Annotated in this window: 1 pseudogene; it reads left to right on the forward strand. The window is 61.4% G+C overall.

The features are described 5' to 3' along the window. Positions 1-49: 49 nt before the first annotated feature. Positions 50-880, forward strand: a pseudogene (locus NW827_RS06245) (LL-diaminopimelate aminotransferase); the annotation flags it as partial. Positions 881-918 lie beyond the last annotated feature (38 nt).

The raw sequence follows: 918 nt of genomic DNA on the forward strand, positions 1-918 counted from the left end.
GCTGCGGTCGATGTTTATACGACCCAGGCTACCGGTTTATGGGGTTTAGGTCGAAACATCAGTTATGGCCGGCCACACGGGGCCGGCCAACGAGCGGGGTGAGTACGAGGGTCTGGTCTATCTGCGGCTGACCGCAGAAAACCACTTTACTGCCAGCCTGCCCGAGCAAAAAGTTGATGTCATCTACCTCTGCTTTCCCAACAACCCCACCGGCGCGGTAGCAACCCGGGAGCATCTGCAGGCCTGGGTGGACTATGCCCGCGCCCACAACTCCCTCATTCTCTTTGATGCCGCCTACGAGGCCTACATTACGGAGCCTGGGATCCCCCACTCCATCTACGAGATCCCAGGGGCAAGGGAATGCGCCATTGAGTTCCGCTCCTTTTCCAAGACAGCCGGCTTTACCGGCACCCGCTGCGCCTTTACAGTGGTGCCCAAGTCGCTGCGGGGCCAGGCTGCCGATGGCTCCTGGGTGGATCTCTGGAGCCTGTGGTATCGCCGCCAGTCCACCAAGTTCAACGGCGTGGCTTACATTGTGCAGCGGGGGGCCGAGGCCGTCTATTCCGAGGCAGGGCAAGCCCAGGTGCGGGCTCGGGTGCAGTTTTACCTGGAGAATGCCCGCATCATTCGTGAGCAGCTTGCCAAAGCCGGCATCCAGGCCTACGGCGGCGTCAACGCTCCCTATGTCTGGGTAAAGGCTCCGGAGGGACTGAGCAGTTGGGAGTTTTTCGACAAGCTCCTGCACACCTGCCATGTGGTGGGAACTCCCGGATCTGGCTTTGGCAGCGCCGGCGAGGGCTATCTGCGCCTGTCGGCTTTTAACAGCCGCGCCAACGTAGAAGAAGCCATGCGCCGCATTGTTCGCGTGTTCGGCAGCTAAGCAGCCGGGGCCATAGCCTGGGAGCAGTTGCCAAGGCC

This window comes from Synechococcus sp. H70.1 (assembly GCF_047502705.1).
In the GTDB taxonomy this organism is placed as follows: Bacteria; Cyanobacteriota; Cyanobacteriia; order Thermostichales; family Thermostichaceae; genus Thermostichus.